Source organism: Salidesulfovibrio brasiliensis JCM 12178 (assembly GCF_001311825.1).
GTDB lineage: Bacteria > Desulfobacterota > Desulfovibrionia > Desulfovibrionales > Desulfovibrionaceae > Pseudodesulfovibrio > Pseudodesulfovibrio brasiliensis.
Genome location: NZ_BBCB01000065.1, coordinates 1 through 18,841 on the forward strand (window position 1 = coordinate 1; position 18,841 = coordinate 18,841).

The 18,841-nt window shown below is 62.7% G+C and carries 18 protein-coding genes and 2 pseudogenes; 11 read left to right on the forward strand and 9 right to left on the reverse strand.

Features of this window, described 5'->3' with window-relative positions:
- The 10 genes and pseudogenes from JCM12178_RS13185 to JCM12178_RS13220 all read left to right on the forward strand — a co-directional run.
- Window positions 1-1,190, forward strand: a 1,190-nt coding sequence (locus JCM12178_RS13185; RefSeq protein WP_054651964.1) for an efflux transporter outer membrane subunit, incomplete at its 5' end; no start/stop codon positions are given.
- Between the two features lies 1 nt (window position 1,191).
- Window positions 1,192-2,136 (forward strand): efflux RND transporter periplasmic adaptor subunit, encoded by a 945-nt coding sequence (locus JCM12178_RS13190; RefSeq protein ID WP_245628770.1) that lies wholly within the window; start codon window positions 1,192-1,194, stop codon window positions 2,134-2,136.
- The gene (locus JCM12178_RS19880; protein WP_245628771.1) at window positions 2,043-2,414 is read left to right on the forward strand and encodes a permuted SH3 domain-containing protein; all 372 of its coding nucleotides are present in this window, start codon (window positions 2,043-2,045) and stop codon (window positions 2,412-2,414) included. The genes JCM12178_RS13190 and JCM12178_RS19880 overlap by 94 nt, the downstream gene beginning before the upstream one ends.
- 106 nt (window positions 2,415-2,520) lie before the next feature.
- Window positions 2,521-5,111, forward strand: a pseudogene (locus JCM12178_RS13195) (efflux RND transporter permease subunit).
- On the forward strand, window positions 5,024-5,590 hold the full coding sequence (locus JCM12178_RS20335; RefSeq protein ID WP_250635945.1) for an efflux RND transporter permease subunit: 567 nt from the start codon (window positions 5,024-5,026) through the stop codon (window positions 5,588-5,590). Before JCM12178_RS13195 ends, JCM12178_RS20335 begins: the two are co-directional and overlap by 88 nt.
- Before the next feature lie 42 nt (window positions 5,591-5,632).
- Window positions 5,633-6,205 (forward strand): RNA polymerase sigma factor, encoded by a 573-nt coding sequence (locus tag JCM12178_RS13200; RefSeq protein ID WP_172677135.1) that lies wholly within the window; start codon window positions 5,633-5,635, stop codon window positions 6,203-6,205.
- 14 nt (window positions 6,206-6,219) lie between these two features.
- Window positions 6,220-6,513 (forward strand): hypothetical protein, encoded by a 294-nt coding sequence (locus tag JCM12178_RS13205; protein WP_054651966.1) that lies wholly within the window; start codon window positions 6,220-6,222, stop codon window positions 6,511-6,513.
- An 8-nt stretch (window positions 6,514-6,521) separates the two neighbouring features.
- Window positions 6,522-6,932 (forward strand): hypothetical protein, encoded by a 411-nt coding sequence (locus tag JCM12178_RS13210; RefSeq protein WP_054651967.1) that lies wholly within the window; start codon window positions 6,522-6,524, stop codon window positions 6,930-6,932.
- A gap of 76 nt (window positions 6,933-7,008) precedes the next feature.
- Window positions 7,009-7,467 (forward strand): GNAT family N-acetyltransferase, encoded by a 459-nt coding sequence (locus JCM12178_RS13215; RefSeq protein WP_054651968.1) that lies wholly within the window; start codon window positions 7,009-7,011, stop codon window positions 7,465-7,467.
- Between the two features lie 82 nt (window positions 7,468-7,549).
- A complete protein-coding gene (locus tag JCM12178_RS13220) occupies window positions 7,550-8,125 on the forward strand; it encodes a pentapeptide repeat-containing protein (RefSeq protein WP_054651969.1) in 576 nt (191 codons plus the stop codon).
- Window positions 8,126-8,215: 90 nt separating this feature from the next.
- Here JCM12178_RS13220 and JCM12178_RS13225 read toward each other — a convergent pair whose 3' ends face one another.
- From JCM12178_RS13225 to JCM12178_RS13245, 5 genes are all read right to left on the reverse strand, one after another.
- Entirely contained in the window at window positions 8,216-8,746 is a 531-nt protein-coding gene (locus tag JCM12178_RS13225) for a bacterioferritin (protein ID WP_054651970.1), read from the reverse strand.
- 127 nt (window positions 8,747-8,873) lie between these two features.
- Window positions 8,874-10,382 carry a catalase gene (locus tag JCM12178_RS13230; RefSeq protein ID WP_054651971.1) on the reverse strand — a complete coding sequence of 503 codons (1,509 nt, stop codon included), beginning with the start codon at window positions 10,380-10,382 and terminating at the stop codon, window positions 8,874-8,876.
- Between the two features lie 45 nt (window positions 10,383-10,427).
- Window positions 10,428-10,868, reverse strand: a complete 441-nt coding sequence (locus JCM12178_RS13235) for a MarR family winged helix-turn-helix transcriptional regulator (protein WP_054651972.1) — start codon at window positions 10,866-10,868, stop codon at window positions 10,428-10,430.
- Window positions 10,869-11,029: 161 nt separating this feature from the next.
- The gene (locus tag JCM12178_RS13240; protein WP_054651973.1) at window positions 11,030-11,302 is read right to left on the reverse strand and encodes an amphi-Trp domain-containing protein; all 273 of its coding nucleotides are present in this window, start codon (window positions 11,300-11,302) and stop codon (window positions 11,030-11,032) included.
- A 54-nt stretch (window positions 11,303-11,356) separates the two neighbouring features.
- A complete protein-coding gene (locus JCM12178_RS13245; protein WP_054651974.1) occupies window positions 11,357-12,184 on the reverse strand; it encodes a TrkA C-terminal domain-containing protein in 828 nt (275 codons plus the stop codon).
- A gap of 316 nt (window positions 12,185-12,500) precedes the next feature.
- Between JCM12178_RS13245 and cfa the strand changes: the two genes are divergently transcribed.
- Window positions 12,501-13,613: a cyclopropane fatty acyl phospholipid synthase gene (gene cfa / locus JCM12178_RS13250; protein ID WP_054651975.1), complete on the forward strand. Its 1,113-nt coding sequence runs from the start codon at window positions 12,501-12,503 to the stop codon at window positions 13,611-13,613.
- Window positions 13,614-13,623: 10 nt separating this feature from the next.
- Here cfa and JCM12178_RS13255 read toward each other — a convergent pair.
- The 4 genes and pseudogenes from JCM12178_RS13255 to JCM12178_RS13270 form a co-directional block, all read right to left on the reverse strand.
- Window positions 13,624-15,188: pseudogene (locus JCM12178_RS13255) on the reverse strand (glycine betaine uptake BCCT transporter).
- A 12-nt stretch (window positions 15,189-15,200) separates the two neighbouring features.
- Window positions 15,201-16,037 (reverse strand): universal stress protein, encoded by an 837-nt coding sequence (locus JCM12178_RS13260; RefSeq protein WP_054651976.1) that lies wholly within the window; start codon window positions 16,035-16,037, stop codon window positions 15,201-15,203.
- Between the two features lie 192 nt (window positions 16,038-16,229).
- Complete coding sequence (locus JCM12178_RS13265; protein ID WP_054651977.1) at window positions 16,230-18,242, reverse strand: hypothetical protein; 2,013 nt, start codon at window positions 18,240-18,242, stop codon at window positions 16,230-16,232.
- Window positions 18,199-18,841, reverse strand: a 643-nt coding sequence (locus JCM12178_RS13270; protein WP_054651978.1) for a tRNA pseudouridine synthase A, incomplete at its 5' end; no start/stop codon positions are given. The genes JCM12178_RS13270 and JCM12178_RS13265, both read right to left, overlap by 44 nt.

Genomic DNA, 18,841 nt, shown 5'->3' on the forward strand with positions numbered 1-18,841 from the left:
CCCGGGCCTCGGCAGTTCAGGCGGGGGCCGGCCTGTATCCCACGCTGGACGCCACCGGCGGGTACACCCACACCCGGCAGGGCACCGAAGCGCAGGGCGGCGGACGCTCCATGACCGTCACCGAGGACCACTCCCTCGGCCTGAGCGCCGGATACGAGGTGGACCTCTGGAACCGCATCGGCTCGGCCGCCAAATCCGGAGCGCTCAAGGCCGAGGCCGGGCGCGAGGATGTCAACGCCGCGGCCATGACCGTTGCCGGGGAAGTCGCGGCCAAATGGGTGGAGATACAGGCCCAGAGACGCAAGAAAGCCATCCTGCAAGAACAGATCAAGGTCAACCGCACCTATCTTGAACTCATTGAGCTGCGTTTCCGCAACGCGCTGGCAACGGCGCTGGACGTCTACCAGCAGCGGGAGAACGTGGCCCGCGTCAAGGCGGAGCTGCCCCCGGTGGAGTCCGAGGAGCGCATCCTGCTGCACGAGCTTGCGCTGCTGCTCGGCCGCCCGGCCGGTTCGCTCGACATCGAAGACGCCGGACTGCCCGAACTGAACGACCTTCCGGGCGCAGGCCTGCCCTCCGACCTGCTGGCGAACCGGCCCGATGTCCGTTCCGCCGGGCTGAAGCTCAGGGCCGCGGACTGGAGCGTGGCCGAAGCTCGGGCCAACCGCCTGCCCTCCCTCACCCTCACCGGACAGGGAGCATACTCCGGAGCGCAGCTGACCAACCTTTTCGACAACTGGCTTCTCTCCCTCGCAGGCTCCGTCATGGGGCCGATCCTCGACGGCGGCTACCGCGAAGCAGCGGTGGAAAAGGCAAGGGGCGAAGCCGACGAACAGCTCGCCGACTACAAGAGCGCGGTCTACACCGCCTTCAAGGAAGTGGAAGACGCACTGGCCCGGGAACGCTGGCAGAAAAAGTATCTTCAGGCACATGAAACCCAGCTTCAGGCCGCGCGCACCAGCCTCGACGAAGCCATTTCCCGCTATCGGCAGGGGCTCGACGACTACCTGCCGGTTCTCAGCGCGCTGATGACGGTGCAGGACCTCGAACTCGCACTGGTGGAAGACCACAAGAACCTGATTCTCTACCGCATCGCCCTGCACCGCGCCCTCGGCGGTGGCTGGACGAACGAACTGCAACCGCCGCAGGCCGAAGAGCTCGCGGCAACACCGCAGCCCACGGAAGGATAAGATGAAAAAAGCAATTTCCCGAATGATACGACAGTTTCCCCTTCGGGTGGCGCTCCCGGCGCTGGTTGTCATCATGGGTGCCGCCGGAGCGTTCGCCATGATCGAGACCGCCCCCAAAGCCCAAAAACGGCCACCCGAGGCCACCGCCCCGCTGGTGGACACCCGGGCGTTCGCCAAGGAAACCCACCGCGTCCGCATTCCGGTCATGGGCACCGTGGTGGCTGCCCGGCAGGTCACGCTTGAAGCCCGGGTCTCCGGCGAGGTGATCGCCGTGGATGACGACTTTCTGCCCGGCGGGCATTTCCGCAAGGGCGAAGAGATGCTGCGCATCGACCCCACCGATTACGAGTTGACCCTTGACGAGGTGCGCGCCGAGGTTGCCGATGCACAGTACAGCCTCAAGGTCGAGAAAGGCCACCAGACAGTGGCCGGGCGGGAGTGGGAACTGCTGAAGGACACGGCCACAGGCAGCGCGCAGGAAGCCGAACTGGCCCTTCGCAAGCCGCATCTCGAAAAAGCCAGAGCCGATCTGGAAGCCGCAAAGGCCAAGCTCGATCAGGCCCGGCTGGACCTTTCACGCACCGTGGTCACAGCCCCGTTCTCCTGCATGGTGGTTGATACGGCCACCGACCTCGGGGCCACGGTCTCGAATCAGGAAGCGTTGGCCACGCTGGTGGGAACCGAGGCCTGTTGGGTGCGGGTTTCCGTCCCCGTAGACCGGCTCGGCTGGATCGCCTTTCCCGCTGACGGGAGTCCCGGCTCAAAGGCCGTGGTGGACGCCGGAGGCGACACCGGACAGCAGTATGAAGGCGGGGTCATCCGACTGCTGCCCGCACTGGAAGATGAAGCCGCATGGCCCGCGTGCTGGTGCAGGTGGACGACCCCTTCAACCTGTCAGGGACCGAAGGCCGCAAGCCCCTGCTGCTGGGCAGCTACGCCAGCGTGACCATCGACGGCGGAGAATTGTCCGGGGTCTTCGCCATTCCGCGAAAAGCCTTCCGCGACAACGGGCAGCTCTGGGTCCTCACCAATGAAGACACCCTCGACATCCGCACCGTCACTCCGGTCTGGCGCGACTCGGATTTCGTCTACATCCGCGACGGCCTCGCATCCGGCGAGCGCGTGGTCACCGGCTCGCTGGCCTCTCCCGTCAACGGCATGAAACTGAGAACCGAAGCCGGGGTCGTGCGCTCTGCGGTTCGGGAGGTCGTGAACCATGGCTGATCGTGACACCACCGCACCCCGCGGTCCCATTGCGTGGATGGCGGGCAACTCCATCGCCGCCAACCTCCTGATGCTGGTCCTGCTCGTGGGCGGCCTCGTGCTCGGCATGCAGATCAAGCAGGAAGTCTTCCCCGAGTTCAGCATGGACGAGATCAGCATAACCGTGTCCTACCCCGGGGCCAGCCCCGAAGAGGTGGAACAGGGCATCGTGCTGGCGGTGGAGCAGGCCGTGCAAGCCTCGACGGCGTAAAGGAAGTCACCTCCACCTCCAGCGAAGGGTCGGCGAGCATCATCGTGGAAGCGCTGGACGGTGCGGACATCCAGCGGCTCTCGCAGGAAATCGACACCGAGGTGGACCGCATATCCTCGTTCCCGGAGGAGGCGGAGGACCCGGTGGTTGCCGAAGTCTCACGCAAGCGGCAGGTCCTCTCCCTGATGGTCTACGGCGATCAGGAGCAGATGGTGCTGCGCGAACTGGCGGAGCAGCTTCGCGAAGAGCTGCTGGCCGCCCCCGGCGTGACGCAGGCCGAACTGGCCGAAGTGAGCGATTTGCAGATCAGCGTGGAGATTCCGCAGGAGAACCTTCGCGCATACAGCCTCACCCTGAAAGGCATCGCCGACAGGCTGCGCAGCGAGTCCGTGGAGCTTCCCGGCGGCGGCATCAAGACCGACTCCGGCGAGGTGCTGGTACGCATGAAGGAACGCCGCGACTACGGGCACGACTTCGCGGCAACGCCGGTGGTCACCGGAAGCGAGGGCACGCAGGTGCTGCTCGGGGACATCGGCACGGTCATCGATGGCTTTGCGGACACCGACAACATCACCGAGTACGACGGCATGCCTGCCGTGCGGGTGGACGTCTACCGCGTGGGCGACCAGACCCCGGTCTCGGTCTCCAGCGCCGCGCATGAGACGCTTAATTCCTTCAGGAAACGACTGCCCGACGGCGTGAACGTACAAGTGCTCGACGACGACTCGGTTGTCTTCGAGCAGCGCATGGAACTGCTCCTGAAGAACGGCTACATGGGCCTCGGGCTGGTCTTCGTGCTGCTGGCGCTCTTTCTGGAGCCACGGCTGGCCTTCTGGGTGGCCATGGGCATCCCCATCTCCTTTCTCGGCTCGCTGGTGATCCTGCCCATGCTGGGCATCAGCATCAACATGATCACCATGTTCGCCTTCCTCATCGCGCTGGGCATCGTGGTGGATGACGCCATCGTGGCGGGCGAGAACATCCACACCATGCGGCAGCAGGGCATGCCGCCGCTCAAGGCAGCCGTGGCCGGGGCCCGGCAGATCGCCATGCCCATCACCTTCAGCGTGCTGACAAACATGGTCACCTTCGCACCGCTGCTCTTCGTGCCCGGCGTGATGGGCAAGGTCATGTACTCCATCCCCGTGGTGGTCATCGCCGTGTTCGCGGTCTCGCTGGTGGAAAGCCTCTTCGTGCTCCCGGCGCACCTCGCCCATTCAAAGGACCGCCAGCCGCGCGGCCTCATCCTCAGGCTCACGACACTCCAGCGCCGGTTCAGCGAGGGGCTGATGCGCTTCATCAGAACCCGCTACCGCCCCCTGCTGGACCTGTGCGTGAGCTGGCGCTACCTCTGCGTGGCGAGCGGCGTCGCCCTGCTCTTTCTCTGCGCGGCATACGTGGGCAGCGGCAGGCTTGGCTTCACGCTTATGCCCAAGGTCGAGTCCGACTATGCGTTCGTGACAGCCGAGCTGCCCTACGGCTCGGCAGTGGAGGAATCCAAACGGGTGCGCGACAGGCTTCTCACCTCTGCAGCGGCGGTCACGAAACAAAGCGGCGGGGACACGCTCGTCAAGGGAACGTATTCCAAGATCGGCGGCAGCGGCCGCGACATCTCCGGCAGCCATGTGGTCAAGGTGCAGGTGTTTCTCACCGAGGCCGATGTGCGCCCCATCACCACGGACGAATTCGTGCGCAGGTGGCGCAAGGCCACGGGAGAGATTCCGGGACTGGAGACGCTTGCATTCGAGTCGGATCGTGGCGGCCCCGGCTCGGGCAGCTCACTGGAGATAGAACTGGGCCACTCCGATGTCGAAACGCTGGAAGCCGCAGCCTCGGAACTGGCCGAAGCGCTCGGTTATTTCCCCAAGGTCAAGGACATCGACGACGGTTTCTCGCCCGGCAAGGAGCAGCTTGACTTCACCCTGCGCCCCGAAGCCAAGAGCCTCGGCCTGACCGCGCAGGACGTGGCCGCGCAGGTCCGCGCCGCATACTACGGCACCGAGGTGCTGCGCCAGCAGCGGGGCCGCAACGAGGTCAAGGTGGTGGTCCGCAGGCCAGAAAGCGAGCGGATTTCCGAGTACGATCTGGAAGAGCTGATGCTCCGCACGCCGGGGGGCATGGACGTGCCGCTTCGCAACGTGGTGAACATCGACCGGGGCCGGGCCTATACGTCCATCAAACACGTCAACGGCCGCCGGGCACTCACGGTGTCCGCCGACGTCACGCCCCGCAGCCAGACCACGCAGGTGCTCAACGAGGTGTTTGCAAAAACGCTGCCGGAGTTGATGACGCGCTATCCCGGCCTGACCCACGAGGTCAAGGGCTCTCAGGGCGACATGACCGAAGCGTCGCGGCCCTCATGTCCGGGCTTGCGCTCGCCATGCTCGTTGTCTACGCGCTTCTGGCCATCCCCTTCCGCAGCTACACGCAGCCGTTCATCGTCATGACCTGCATCCCCTTCGGGGCGGTGGGGGCCATCGCCGGACACGCGCTCATGGGGTACAGCATCAGCCTCACCAGCGTGCTCGGCATCGTGGCCCTCTCGGGCGTGGTGGTCAACGACTCGCTCGTGTTCATCGACTTCACCAACCAGCAGCGCAGAAAAGGCCACTGCGCCCACGACGCGGTGCTGGAAGCCGGGACCGCGCGCTTCCGGCCCATCATGCTCACCAGCCTGACCACCTTCTTTGGCCTCGCGCCCATGATCCTCGAAACCTCGCGGCAGGCGCGTTTCCTGATCCCCATGGCCATCTCGCTGGGCTTCGGCGTCCTCTTCGCCACGGTCATCACCCTGCTGCTCGTCCCCTCGCTCTACATGATTCTGGAAGACGTGCATGACGCCTATGCCGGACTCCTGCGCAAGAAAGAGCACACGCCCTGTAACCCGGCCCGTGCCCTGCGCGACATTCATAGTGGAGGGGCCTGACCGCGCAACCGGCACAGCCCGATCGCCCATGGAACAAAAGGTGTGAAAAAGGACAGCGATTCAGAGATCATAAAGAAAGTCCTGAGCGGAAGGCCCAATGCGTATTCGACCATTGTCGAACGCTATCAGGAGCATGTGGGCCGCATCGTGGGCGGCCATGTCCCGCACGGTTTCGTCGAGGAAGTGGTGCAGAACGTGTTCGTCAACGCCTTTCGGTCGCTGGCCGGATTCCGTGCGGAGAAGCCCTTCGCCCACTGGCTGTCGAGAATCAGCATCCGCTGCTGCCATGACTTCTGGCGCAGGGAGTACCGGCGCAGGGAGACGCCGGTCAGCGCGCTGGGCAACGTCTCCCGCGACCTGCTCGACCAGCTCATGGCCCAGCAGTCGCAGGACACCTATCTGGCCCAGCGGCAACGCCGGGAGGCCGGAGAAGTGCTGGACTGGGCGCTCGGCCATCTCTCGGCGTCGGACAGGATGATCATCACCCTGACCGCGCTGGAGGAGAAAAGCGCTGCCGAAACAGCGGACCTGCTGGGAATTTCCAAAGTGAACGTGAAAGTCCGGGCTTTCCGGGCCAGAAAGAAACTCAAGAGCATACTGGAACAAGCGATCTGAATGGAGGGGAGACCATGAAGAAACGCAACGACGATCTGCTTACCGCCCTGCGCGTGGCATACCGCCACCGTCTCCGGGAGGGAGAACGTGTTGACGTGACGGATGCGGTAATGCGCGAGATCCGAAAGGCGCAGCCGGACGAGAATGACTGTTTTTTCAACGATGCGCTGAAGGTCTCGGCCTGCGCTGTCTTTGCAGCATCCGCGCTGATGCTCCTGACGGGCACGCTTTCCAGGGACATGTTCCCGGCTGCGCTGGCCGCATTTGATCCCGGCAGCCTCATGTATGCATACGTCATGGTCATCTAGGAGGAACCATGGACAACACACGCTGGAAGCGCTGGTTCGCCATTGTACTCATATTCGTCTCCGGAATCGCCGTCGGCGCAGCCTCGGCCCCCCTGTTCCTCGGCCCACCCCGCCCGCCGTTCCCGCCGACGCCGGAGTCCGTGCAGGAACACATCACCAGCCGCCTGACACGTGAGCTGGACCTCGACGAGGCACAGCAGAAGACGGTTTCCGAGCTTGTGCATCGATCACTCATAAAGGGACAGGCCATCCGGATGGAGGTGGAGCCGAGGTTCCGCTCCCTGATTGAGGACACGCACCTGAGCATCCGCGCTGTCCTCGACCCCGATCAGCAACAGCGCCTTGATGCCTTCCACGAACGACTGGAAGAGCGCCGCCGGGGCTTCCTCATGCCTCCGCCGCCCCCGCCGATGCCCTAGGACGCTTGACCACGCCCCGCCTCTCGGATAAGCGATCTCGATATTTATTCACGCAACCCCGTCGGAGACCGCTGTAATGACTCGCATACGAATCGCCACACACGACGATTTCGACGCATTCCTGTCCCTTGCCCGCGAGGTCGAGCCGCTGTTCGGCCCCATGGTGGACAGCCCGGACTTTCTCACCGCAGTAAGGGGGGCCATCGACGCAGGAACACTCTTCTGCGCACCGGGAGAAGCCGGGGAATCGACCCTGTCCGGTGCATGCGTGATCGACCGCGAACAAAACGAGATTGCGTGGCTTGCGGTCTCCGCCGCATCGCGCGGCAGGGGGATCGGATCGCTTCTGGTGGGCGAGGCCATGGCCGGACTGGACCCGCAGCAGCCCATCCGCGTAACCACGTTTGCAGACTCGAACCGGGAATCCATCGCAGCCAAAAGGCTTTACCGGAAGCACGGCTTCGCGGATGTCCGGCCGGGCGAGATCAATCCTGCGGGGTTGCCGACGGTGGTCATGGAACGCAAAGCCTCCTGACCCAGCTCTTGAGCGCCCTGCTTCACGCAATTTCCTTTATCCGCCAGCCTGATTGCGCTAGAAAAAGGGCCGGAGGTATGCCGTGCCGTTTTCGCAAAGCGACAGTTTTGAACGCCGGGAGTTTTCCCATTGCCGGGTGGAGGACGATCTTGAAGACCTCTCCTTCCACCGCTGCGTGTTCCGCAACATTTCCCTGCAGTCCCGGCGGCTGGCCGAATGCATCTTCGACGACTGCGAGTTCATCCAGTGCAACCTCTCCCTTGCCGAGTTGGCAAGCGCGGTCTTCAGCGGCGTAACTTTCAGGGACTGCAAGCTGCTGGGCCTGAACTGGACCGGCACCGGCGGATTCCTCACCGCATCTTTTGAAGGGTGCATCATGGACAACAACCTGTTCGCGGACATGAACCTCTCCAAGTTCCGCTTCTCCGGATGCTCGCTCATGAACGCCACGTTCTCGAACATCAAGCTCACCGAAGCCGTGTTCGACGAGTGCGAGCTCTCCGGCTGCCAGTTCCACAACACGGACCTCACCCGGGCCGACTTCCGCACCTCGCGGAACTACTACATGAACGCCGAGACCAACACGCTGCGAAAAACCGTCTTCTCGCTGCCCGAGGCGGTCTCGCTGCTGGGGAATCTGGACATCGTGCTGGACTGACCGCTCTTAACCGCCGGGAAAAGGAAAGGGCCGCACAACCGTACGGCCCTCGATTCTCAAGTGTCGTTCAGTTCCGAGAACTGCCGCGCGTTACTGTTTGCCGGTGATGACAAAACCCTGCGGGGCAAGGCCGGTGGACGAGGAGGTTCCCGCGATGCGGGAGAGGTAGGACTCACCCAGCTTCTCGATGTGATCCTTGATGGCGTCGAAGTAGTTGAAGTGCTCCTGCTCGTCGTTGATGACCTCTTCAAAGAGCTTCACGCTGATGGAGTCCCCGTTGTCGCGGCAGACCAGCAGGAACTGGTTGTAGGCGTCCAGCGCGTGCTCTTCCTCTTCGGCGTCGAAGGCGAAGATGGTATCGATGGGTTGGCCCTTTTCAACGCCCCCGGCCTTTTCGGTTGTCGGTTCCCCGCCGAGTTCCTTGATCCTCTCGGCAAAGGCTTCGGCATGGCGCATCTCGTCGATGGCGATGAGCTTCATCTTGGCGGCCAGTTCGCCGTAGTCCATGTCGTCGAGCGCGTAATGGTGGTTCATGTACTGATGAATGGCCTGAAGCTCCATGCCTCTGGCCTTGTTCAGCACCTCGACAACCTTTTCACGCCGTTCTTTCCTGTCTGACATAGTTTTCTCCTTCTGTTTTCAACACGTTCCGGTTCAGGGTCGGCGGCAGCCCGTGAGGCCAGCCGTCGCCCAAGAGAAAAGGCCGTTTTTTTTCAAACGGCCCTTGTTGTTCTGTTGCCTATATTCGTTACATGACCGGGGTGGCGGCCACGCGCTCCTCCTGCGACATCTCGGACAGACGGACAACCTCCTTCACGTCGAGGCCGAGGCCTTCGGCCACCCGCGTTCCGTATTCCTTGTCCGCGAGGTAGAAGAGCGCGCACTGGCGCAACTGGATGGGCTGCGGCACGCTCTCCATGCTGCCGAGGATGTTGTTGACGAGGTTGGTGCGGTCCTGATCGGTCATGACGTGGCGATACAGGTTGCCGGGCTGCACGAAGTCGTCGTTGGGATGGTTGAACTCGTACCGGTCGCCGCCGCCCTCAATGGGGATTTCCGGCTCCACGGACACACCGTCCGGCTCCGGGCCGTTGAAGCTGTTGGGCCAGTAGTTCGGGCCGCCGCCTCCGTTTGCGTCCACGCGCATGAAGCCGTCGCGCTGGTAGTTGTCCTCCTGCGCGTTCTTGGGCTGGTTCACCGGGATCAGGTGGTAGTTCGGCCCGAGACGGTGCAGGTGGGTGTCGTGATAGGAGAACAGCCGACCCTGCAGCATCTTGTCCGGGGACACGCCGATGCCGGGCACGAGGTTGCTGGGGTTGAAGGCCGCCTGCTCCACTTCGGCGAAGTAGTTCTCCGGGTTGCGGTTCAGCACCAGCTTGCCCACGGTGATGGGCGGCACTTCCTTGTGCGGCCAGACCTTGGTGATGTCAAAGATGTCCCAGCCGAACCTTTCGGCGTCCTCGGGGCTGAGAATCTGCATCTCCAGCGTCCACGAGGGATAGTCCCCGGCCTCGATGGCGTCATAGAGGTCGCGGGTGGCGTGGTCCGGGTCCTTGCCGCACATGTCGGCCGCTTCCGGTCCGGTGAGGTTCCTGATGCCCTGATCGGTCTTGAAGTGATACTGCACCCAGTAGTACTCGCCCTTGTCGTTATACCACTTGAAAGTGTGGCTGGAGTAACCGTTCATGTTTCGGTAGGTGGCGGGCGTGCCGCGGTCCGAGAACAGGATGGTCACCTGATGCAGGGACTCGGGCGTGAGCGACCAGAAGTCCCACGCCATGGTGGGGCTCTTCAGGTTGGTGGCCGGGTCGCGCTTTTGGGTGTGGATGAAATCGGGGAACTTGAGCGGGTCGCGGATGAAGAAGACCGGGGTGTTGTTGCCGGTCATGTCGTAGTTGCCCTCTTCCGTGTAGAACTTCACGGCGAATCCGCGCGGGTCGCGCTCGGCGTCGGCGCTGCCCTTTTCCCCGCCCACGGTGGAAAAACGGGCAAAAACGTCGGTCTTCTTGCCCACTTTCGAGAGGAAAGCGGCCTTGGTGTATTTGGTGACGTCTGCCGTGACTTCAAAGTAGCCGTACGCGCCCGCGCCCTTTGCGTGAACCACGCGCTCGGGAATACGCTCCCGATCAAAGTGCGCCAGCTTCTCCAGCAGATGTACGTCCTGCATCAGGGTCGGTCCGCGCCGCCCTGCGGTCAGCGTGTTCTGGTCGTTGCCGACGGGATGCCCGAAAGCACCGGTCAGTTTCCTTTTGGTCATGTCACGCTCCTTTTCGTTAGCATGTTAACCTTTTCTTGAAAATTTTTATGTGTCCCCGTTCGCTATTATGGTTTTCAGTGTCGCAAGCAATGTTTCAATGTCGTTGTCGCTCAGTCCCTGACGCAGAAGGTTGGCGTTCGCCCGGGCCAACGGGGTCAACTCGGCCTGCAGGCTACGCCCTTTTTCCGTAAGATACAGACGGTTGCACCGCCCGTCCTCGGGGTCCTTCTTGCGCACGATGAGACCATCCTTTTCCAGCTTGTTCAGAAAGCGCACGATGGTGACCTTGCTGCTCCTGTAACGCCTTGCAAGATCCTGCTGCGACAGCCCTTCCTCGTTCTCGATGAAGGTCATGATCTTCCACTGATTATGCGTGACCGAATGACCGGCCTCACGAAAGCGCCTGTTCAGGTTCTCCTGCAAAATCATCAGGCAGGACCTGATCTGCATGGGATAGGAGTTGTCGATGTCGTAAATATCGTTCACGTGAATTCCTGTGCGCACACTATTGCCGCCACAATAGACGGCCCACAAAATCGTGTCAACGGGGGATGGTCATTTTCAATGGCTGCCCCAATTCGTGGCAGACCTTCCCAAAAGGAAAAAGCGGAAGGCGACGGCGCTTGAACGCAGCCGCCCCGATCGGATCAACTGATGGTCACGCCGCCGGATTCGGCTTCATCGCCTTCGGCCCACTCTATTTCCATTTCAAGGGACCGCTTCAGGCGTGAGCCCTGCTCTTCCTCGGCCTTGATCTCAAGGGTCACGTTTGCGGGAATGGTGAGCTGCACCTCGCCGCTCGGCGACGTGAGGGTGACGCTCCCGGACTCGATTTTGTCCGCAATGGTCCTGAGTACCGCCGCAGCCTCGGCAACGGTCTTGCGCTCCTCGCTCTTGAACAGAATGGTCTCCCGTCCCATGGCTCCTCCTTGCGCCTGCGGCGCGTCATATCGTTATTACGGAGTATCCTGCGTTCAGGATTCGTCTTCCGAATCGGCTTTCTCGGCACTCTCCGCAGGACCGGACTTGCGCGCCGATCGCTCCTCGTCCAGCGCCTGCTCGCGCTTCTGCTCCTTCTTTTCCTCGGCCACGGCTTCCACGTGGGCCAGCTCACCGCCAGAGCCCTGCCGACGATCATCGATACTCTGGATGCGTCCGGTGCGACCGTAGACCACCAGCATGTCCCCGGCATGCAGCCGGGTGCCGCCCTTGGGCGCGCCGAGAAAGGTTCCGTCACCTCGCGTCACGGCCAGCACCACCACGCCCTCCTCGGAAAGCTTCAGCTCCGAGAGGGCGCGCTCGGCCATCCAGTCGTGCTCATGCACATAGACCTCGCCAATGGCGAACTCCCCGGCCAGATGCAGGAGCGCGGCGTAGTCACGAACGTTCAACGAGGTGTATCGCTTCAGCGCCCAGAGCACGATGCGCGAGAGCAGCCGGTCCAGCCGCTGGCTCATGGACAGGGCGATCAGCCCGGCCAGCCCCAATGAGAGCAGGCCGACACGAAGCCACAGGGAGCCGCCTTCGCGAACGTCCAGAAACCCCATCATCAGCGTGGCAATGGCCGTGACCACACCGGCGTTGCCCAGCAGCATGAGCATCAGCAGGATGCGCCGCCGCACGGGATGATTGACCACCTTCTCGGACTCGGCCGTGGTGAAGCCCACCCCGGTGAACGCTGAACGAGCCTGAAAGGCCGCGGCCTGACGAGACAGTCCGGTATGCGTCAGGGCGAGGCTGGCCATGCGCGTGAGCAGCAGGGAAACAACAAGGACGAGCAGGAGCGATCCGATGGCTATCATATAATCCGGTACGGTTTGTCGCCGCCATGCAAGGTCGACGAAATGATTTTCACTATTCTTCCCAAAATACTGCATGGCGGACTTCGTGGCAAGACGAACCGGCATTTTCCGCACGTCTCAGCACAGGCCCTCGCCGGTCATATGCGGGACCTTATTTTTCGCCACGCATCGTTGGCACGGCTTCCGGTTTTTCGTAGATACTTCAATAGAGGGAGTCCCGTTTCCAAACGGCACTTGCTTCAAGCCGCTCCCGACCCAAGATGCGGGACTACGATGCACCCTCCGGGACACGGGAGTAAAAGGAGGTATTCGCACCATGACGGCCGACACCATCAGACATCTCATGGAATCGGCGGACGTGGTCATCAACGGCGAACGGCCGTGGGACATCCGGGTTCACGACGACAGGTGGTATAAACGCATCTGGCGGGAAAAGAATCTGGGCCTCGGCGAATCGTACATGGACGGCTGGTGGGATTGCCCGAGCATCGACGACATGATCCACCGCGTCCTCAGCGCCCGCCTCGACCAAGTAATCAAAGGGCACATCGGCTATCTTCTGAAGGCCCTGCCCGCCGCAATCTTCAACATGCAGTCACGACTGCGAAGCCGCATCGTGGCCCAAAAGCATTACGACCTCGGCAACGACCTCTTCCGCGCCTTTCTCGATGAAAATCTTCAGTACAGCTGCGCCTACTTTGACGGCACCGACGACCTCGAAACGGCGCAGCGCAAGAAGCTCGACCTCATCGCGGACAAGCTTCAGATCAAGCCGGGCGACCATGTGCTGGACATCGGCTGCGGCTGGGGCGGACTGGCCCGCTATCTGGCCATGAACCACGACTGCCGGGTCACGGCGGTGAACATCTCGCAGGAACAGCTCGCCTTTGGCAGGAGGTTCTGCGAAGGCCTGCCCGTCACCTTCGTTGACAGCGACTACCGCAAGCTGCAGGGAGAATTTGACAAGATCGTCTCGGTGGGCATGTTCGAGCACGTTGGGTATCGCAACTACCGCACCTTCATGAACGTGGTGCACCGCTGCCTGAAGCCGGGCGGCGTCTTTTTGCTGCACACCATCGGGGCCAACCAGTCCTGCACCAGCTGCGATCCATGGGTGACGCGCTACATCTTCCCCAATGGGATGCTCCCGAGCGCCGCGCAGATCGGCAAGGCAGCCGAGGGCCTGTTCGTCATTGAAGACTGGCACAACTTCGGACCGCACTACGACCGCACCCTCAGGCACTGGAACGCCCGGTTCCAGCAGGCGTGGCCCGAACTGGAACCCAAATACGGGGAGCGCTTCAAGCGCATGTGGGAATACTACCTGCTCTCCTGCGCCGGAGCGTTCCGGGCAAGGGACATCCAGCTCTGGCAGGTGGTCATGACCCGCGAGGCAGACCGCAGGGAACAGCCCTGCTGCCGGTTCTGACGCGGACTGCCTACCCTTCCTGCGTGGTTGCCGCAGCCTCGGAGGACGGGGGGTCCACGAGCGAAGGCGGGGCGGGCCGATCCGGTTTCCGCTCCTGCCGGAACTCGTAGCGCAGGCCGCGCAGCAGGCACAGGCACAGGAGCAGCATGATGCCGGTGAAGGGCAGCGCCGCCGCAATGGCCATGCGCTGCAAGCCCTCAAGCCCGCCAGTGAAAAGCAATATGCCCGCCGTGGTCGAAACGGTCAGCCCCCAGACGATCTTTCGGCCCGCGGACGGGTCTTCCTCGCCGCCGGAGGTCATCATGCCAGCACAAAGGTGGCCGAGTCCGCAGAGGTCACGAAGAAGACCACCAGCAGGAGCACCGTGAGCAGGGTCAGCACGCTGCTGAACGGGTAGTAGGAGTAGACCTTGAACAGCCCGGTGGAGATATCCTGCGCCACGGCGGCGGCAATGTCCGCGCCCTGCTGCAGTTCCAGGCTGAATGCGGCCCCGCCGAACACGCTGAACCACACGAAGGTCAAAAGCGTGGGCACCAGCAGCGCGCCGAGCACGAACTCCCGGATGGTCCGCCCGCGCGAGATACTGGCCACGAAGAGGCCCACGAACGGGGACCACGAAATCCACCACGCCCAGTAGAACAGGGTCCAGCTCTCGGTCCACTCCGGTCCCCGGAAGGGGTTGGTGGAAAGGCTCATGTCGAAGAGCGAGGAGCCGTAATCGGCCAGCGTGCTGATGAAGATGTTCAGCATCATGTTTGTCGGGCCCACGAAGAGCATGAACACGAGGATCATGATGGCCAGCATGATGTTGGCCTTGCTGAGCATCTGGATGCCCTTGTCCAGACCGGTCATGCTGGAGATCATGAACAGTACCGTGACCACGGCGATGATCACCAGCGTACTGGTGAAGCTCGCCTCGAACGGCAGGACGGAGGCAAGCCCGCTGTTGATCTGCAAGGCGCCAAGCCCCAGCGAGGTCACGATGCCGAAGACCGTGGCGAACACGGCCAGAATGTCGATGAAGTACCCCACGGGGCCGTAGATTCTCTCGCCGATGAGCGGAAAGAAACAGCTCGAGATGAGCGGGGGCATCCCGCGCCGGAAGGAGAAGTACGCGATGGACAGGCTCATGACGATATAGATGGCCCACGGGTGGATGCCCCAGTGGAAAAAGCTGTAGCGCATGGCGAACTTGGCCGCGTCCGGCGAGGAGTCCGAAAGATAGGCCGGGGGGTTGAGGTAGTGGCTCATGGGTTCGGCCACACCCCAGAAGATCAGGCCGATGCCCATGCCTGCGGCAAAGAGCATGCTGAACCAGCCGAAATAGGAGAACCGGGGCTTCTCATGGTCCCCGCCGAGCTTGATGGACCCATACCTGCTGAAGGCCATGAACACGCTGAAGGCCAGAAAAATGAAGGCCGAGAGCAGATAGGCCCAGCCGAAGTTGCGGATTATGCTCTGGTGCATCGAGGCCGAGACCGAATCCAGCCCGTCCGGGAAAAACGCGCCCACCAGAATCAGCAGAAAGACGATAAACAGCGAGGCGACAAAGACGAGATTTTTACGTGCAGACATTCTCTTTCGTCCCTATGCGGTTTCATCCGGCGCGGGCAGCGCGCAGACTCCGGGTATGACAAATACGCTGCAATGCGCCTTGTGGGGAAGGATCTCCGCAGTGGAACCGATCAGGCGGCTCATGGTGTCCGGGTTCTCGGACTTGCCCACCACGATAAGCTCCACGGCCTTGGCCTTGGCCTGCCTGACGATCTGCTTGTAGACGCGCCCAATGGTCTCGATGACCTCCACTTCTTCGTAAGCATGGGCACACTCGTCGGCCAGCCGTTGCAGGTTATCCACCACGCGCTGCTTGCGCTCCTCCTCGGTCATGGGGTCGGGCGCGCGCTCGCCGACATGCAGCAGGTAGAGATGCTTGGCCTTGAAACGGCTGTTGATGAGATACGGCATGATGACCGCGTCCGTATACTTGAAGTCCGTGGCATAAAGGACGCTTTCCAGCTCGGTGACGGGGCGGAACAGCCGGGGGTTGTAAATAAACACCGGCAGGTTGCTCATGCGCAGGATGTCGGAATCGATGCTCCCCAGAAGCGCGTTTCTGAGCAGCGCCTTGGGCTGCCAGTAGATGGTCAGGTAGTCGGCCCCGACCTCTTCGGCCACGTCGATGGTCACGGACGGCGCGCTGCCGTTTCGGATGACGCTCTCCGCGCTGAAGCCGAGCTGCTCGATCTCCGCACACAGCAGGGCGAGCTTTTCCTCGGCCTCTTCGCGCTGACGGTAGTTCGTCTTGGTGCGCACGTGAATGAGCCGGATTTCCTTGGTGCCGTAGTTCCCGAGAAACTCTATCATTTCAAGGAACTTCTTTCTCGGCTCGCCCAGCGAAGTCTTGACCGCCGCTCTCTGAAGCACAACGCCTCCTGAAACCTTTATTCCATCCACGAACGCGATATCCGCGCAACCGTCCGTCAACACACGAAGTTTACACAAAATCCTCCACTGTAGATGACATACGACATCTGATCTCGTCAAAGACATCCTGCAAAAAACCCGGGGGACGGCGAACAGGACGCTCGCGCACCATGTGGCTGCTTGCCGAACAGATCAGCCCTTGAGATTGACGAGGCTGTTGCCGTATGGACTCTGCGGCGAGGTGCCCATGTCGTCGAGTAGGTCCACGAGGCGGCTCTTGGTTTCAAGCGCGGTCTCGGTGAGCGGCTCGGGCGGCGGATACAGGGTGTCGGTGATGGAAGTCTCGGGGATGAGCCAATCGTCCTCGTTATCGAGCACGTCGTCGATGGCCCTGCGCCAGTCCGGCAGCAGACCGTCTGTCCCGGCCACGGTGTTTCGCATGGTCTCCGGCTTGGCCACGACCTCCTTGAAGAAATCGTCAAAAGCCACCTGCAGGAGCCTGCGCTCCCCGATCTCGGAAAACCCGGCCTGTGACAGCGTGCCCATCCGCTCGGCAAGCGGCCCGCGCCACATCTCGGCCAGCCCGCCCCGGAAGAGGTCCTGATTGGCGACCACGAACGAGCGCAGGTTGTTGTATTCGGCCACGGCTTCGCCCAGCGTCTCCTCCATGCGCTGCATTGGCTCCACCACGGACGCGGGTAATGCGCCGGGGAAAGAGCCCTCAACGTCGGCTAGCACCCGGCCGTTGTCCAGCGAAAGCACGCCCTCGGGCTCCACGGTATAGTCACGGCCGTCCACGCTCACGCGGGTGTCCGTCCCCGGCCATGCGGTCTTGATGCCGAACGTGGAGACGCCCGGTTCCTGTGCCGTGACGCTCAGGGTGCCGCTTCCCGCATCGGTCAGGGTGATGGCGTTGCCCGCCTCGGCGTCCGCCTCGCTGGCCGCGAACGCGATGCGGTAGCCATACTGGTCCGGGTCCAACCGGATGGCATAATAATCCGTCCCCGCCGAGAGGCCGCCGGGGAGCGCGTCCGTGGTCGAAACCTGAACCTTTGTTCCGGTGTTCAGGGCGTCGTACTGGTCCGCGCCGATGGTGGCGATGTAGTTGGACCCTGCATCCTGCGTAACCGAGAAATCACCCGAGAGCTGATGCCCGTTGCTGCCGATGGAAAGCCGCTCCCCGACCTTGGGATCCACGGCGGTAAAGCGCACATACTCGGCGTCGGTGGTCAGGTCCCTGCCTTCGAGGCCCGCCGGGACCTGCGTCTGAACCTTCTCGGCCCGGAAGCGATCCTGCACGCCGTTCACCGAGGAGACGAGGCCGTCCAGCACCTCGGACCACGTGTCGCCCTCTGAAACCGCGATCCCGAAGGTCCCGGAATCCTCTCCCATGGACCACGTCATCTCGTACCGGCCGGGATTGATGGTGGTATCGGCCCTCGGATCAAATGTGGACGTGCGGAACGACGAGACGCGGCCGGGATTGCCATCCCGGAACTGGAACTCCTGCACCTCTGCCGGGCCCACGGGATCATCCGCCTGCCGGAAGTCGAACTCCGAGAGCAGGTGCCCCTTCACATTGGAAAGCGACACGTCCTGATCGGGCCGCGAGGCATTGACCGATAAGGCAACGGACATCCCCGTGGAAAGCTGGCCCGGCACGTGCTGCCCGGCGTAACTCTGGTTGACGACATGGGCGCGCACGCCCAGCTCCGAGCCGTTGACCGCGTCGGCAAAAGCCTGCACCACGTCGCCGTTGGTCCACTCGTCGCCCACGTCCACGGTCAGGGAGTCGGACTTGCCCCCAAGGGTCATGGTCACTTCATATTCGCCGCTGGCCAGATCGGTGGCCGCGTTCCCATCGAACCCGGACGAATACTTTTTGTAATAGGAGACGGCTTCGCCCTCGTCCGGCAAGGTGAGGGAGAGCTTTCCGTCAGCTTCGCGTCCCTTGACCGCGAGGCGGCCGTCAAAGAGCGGCGAATCGCCGGAAGGATAGGAGAAGGCGTCAATAGCGTCGCGGAAAGCCAGCAGGCGGTTGCGAAGGCTTTGGCCCAGCACAGGGGAGAGGCGGTCGTACCGCTTGGCGAGCTCGGCCTGCTCGTACTTTTTGGAGACGTCGGCAGTCTGTTCCGGCCGGTCAATCCTGATCCGGTCGGGTTCAATGGGCCCCGCAGGTCCCCAGACAATGGTCGTATCCGCCACGTGCCGCCTCCGCGCTGTCGAATCCCGGATACAGGACGCGCACCAGCGTCAACCCCTGCGCAGGAGCTGTTGCGGGCGCGGCCTTCCTGTCCCGTTCGTTCAGTATTGATCGGACGGAATCGGCGGAAAGTTTACCCCGGCCCGCCTCCACGAGGCAGCCCACGAGGTTGCGGACCATCTGCTTGAGGAAGCCGTCTGCGGTGAACCGCCACACGGTCTCCTGCGGGGAGAGCCCCGGCAGCACTTCTACCGGGTCAAGTGTACGCACCGTGTCCTTCACGGGCGTCCCGACGTTCTGGAAAGCGGAAAAGTCGTGGGTTCCGGCCAGCACAGCGGCGGCCTCGCGCATGGCGTCCACGTCCACAGGGCCGCAGTTCCAGACAAAGGCCCTGCGCTGCGGCAGCACGAAGCGCGGCTCGTGCCAGAGGACGTATTCATAGGTCTTGGAGACCGCATGGAAGCGGGAGTGAAAATCGTCGTCCACGATGTCGTGGGAGAGCACGGCCACGTCGTCGGGCAGCAGGCTGCTGAGCGCGCGGCTCCACGGCACGTCCGCGCGGTTCTCCGGGATGTCGAAGTGCACCACCTGTGCGGTGGCG